We start from the raw sequence: 1,676 nt of genomic DNA on the forward strand, positions 1-1,676 counted from the left end.
ATAATTCCATCAACTTATTCATAAGTAGTGTCCTCCAAATTGTCTGATTACTATTTACGAGGATACTACTATACTTTATAATAAACTAAAAATCACCTTTTTGGTTGCGGCCAAAGGCCGCGCTAGGCAATCTATGAAGCATTTTCGACACAATAAAATTAATATGTTTTTCTGTAATTTCTATATTACTGTGTATTTTCCCGTTGAAGGGAAAACTCCACATATTATCAAATAGCCTTTTCCCATAAATGCCGTTTTCTGCTAAACTGCTAATAGCAATTTGGCCTTGAATATTTTCAGTCAAACACCTTTCCGCGTTTTCTTTCTCAAGTTTTTTATTTATGATAATATCAATATCCATTAAGCTCCTTACAATATCTTCAACATGCAATTCTTCATTGATTTTAATACCCTTGTCTTGGAGTTCACTCAGTATAAATTTATCAAAGGCAACTAGCTTTTTCTTATAATCAGGGAGTGCGACAAAGGTTATTAGACATCCTATTCCCCTTAATATTGGATTGTAGGGATCATACAATACAGCGCCAAATCTATCTTTCAGCTTGATTGCATAGTTATTTGGCATCTGCTTTTGTAAATCACAAAGATATACTTTTAATGTTAAGGGTTGTTTATTCAATATTTTATCTTGCAGAGAATTAACTAACAAAAACCGCTTTTTATCATCTAAACAGGTCTTTGTTTCCATAACATCGTCTATTATCTTCAAAACGGCATATTCAGAAGGATATTCATCGTAGTATCCTTTATCAATCAATTGTATAATTTGTGCAAAATCCAGATCATTTCCGACTCGATACATTTTGTCGATCAATGATTTAAATGTAGCTATGACTGCTTCCTGAAATACACCAAGATCGTAACGTATACCAATTATTTTGTGGTGAATATCCTTTACGGCTTCTGCTAATATAATATCTCTCGATACAGCCAGGTTCATCATATATATCGCTATCTTCTGGACTTTAAGCAGGTTTGTTTGATTTTCCTGCGCCAATGCCTTGTTTTTACCTGTTATTGTTTTCCATACTCGACTGTAGAATCTTTGGTTTTTAATGCTTTCCAGATTTTGTCCTGAAACAGCAAGCAGAGATAAGGCGTCTTGAACCATCTCAGGGACTGTCAGATAATAACATTTACAACTTTGGATTGAAATATATTCTGGAATCGGTTAAAATGTTTTTATGTCTACCGAAAAACTTAAAGAAAAAATCAATGATATTTTACCCTTTTTAAATGAAAGACAAAAGAGAATCTTTTTAGGGGCAGAAGCAAAATCTATTGGCTATGGTGGAATTTCTAAAATCGCAAGACTTGCAGGCGTCTCCAGGCCTACTATCCATCAGGGGATATCTGATTTAGAGAGTGGAGGAAATAATGCCAGTGAGAGTGTGAGAGCTTCTGGTGGCGGCCCTAAACCCAAACATGCTCAAAACAAAAAATTATTAAAAACAATTGAGTTGTTAATTGAAGATTCTACCCGAGGGGACCCAATGTCTCCACTGAAATGGACCTCTAAAAGTACGCATCATTTATCCGAGGAGCTTTATAAAAAAGGATATGGAGTTTCTTACGAAACAATTCGAGTCATTCTTAAACAACTTGGGTATAGTCTTCAAGGTAATGATAAATCTTTGGAAGATTCTCATCCTGAT

At 34.4% G+C, this 1,676-nt stretch carries 1 protein-coding gene and 1 pseudogene; one reads left to right on the plus strand and one right to left on the minus strand.

Annotated features, from left to right (window positions below; genetic code table 11):
- Positions 1 to 85: 85 nt before the first annotated feature.
- The gene (locus QZT26_RS17500; RefSeq protein ID WP_295104013.1) at positions 86 to 1,132 is read right to left on the minus strand and encodes a hypothetical protein; all 1,047 of its coding nucleotides are present in this window, start codon (positions 1,130 to 1,132) and stop codon (positions 86 to 88) included.
- A 73-nt stretch (positions 1,133 to 1,205) separates the two neighbouring features.
- Here QZT26_RS17500 and QZT26_RS17505 point away from each other — a divergent pair.
- Positions 1,206 to 1,676: pseudogene (locus QZT26_RS17505) on the plus strand (ISAzo13 family transposase); the annotation flags it as partial.

Origin of the sequence: uncultured Candidatus Kuenenia sp. (genome assembly GCF_900696675.1) — a bacterium.
In the GTDB taxonomy this organism is placed as follows: Bacteria; Planctomycetota; Brocadiia; order Brocadiales; family Brocadiaceae; genus Kuenenia; species Kuenenia stuttgartiensis_A.

Excerpts from the sequence above, each read along its gene's own strand:
- QZT26_RS17500 (WP_295104013.1), bottom strand. The coding sequence starts at position 1,132 with ATGGTTCAAGACGCCTTATCTCTGCTTGCTGTTTCAGGACAAAATCTG.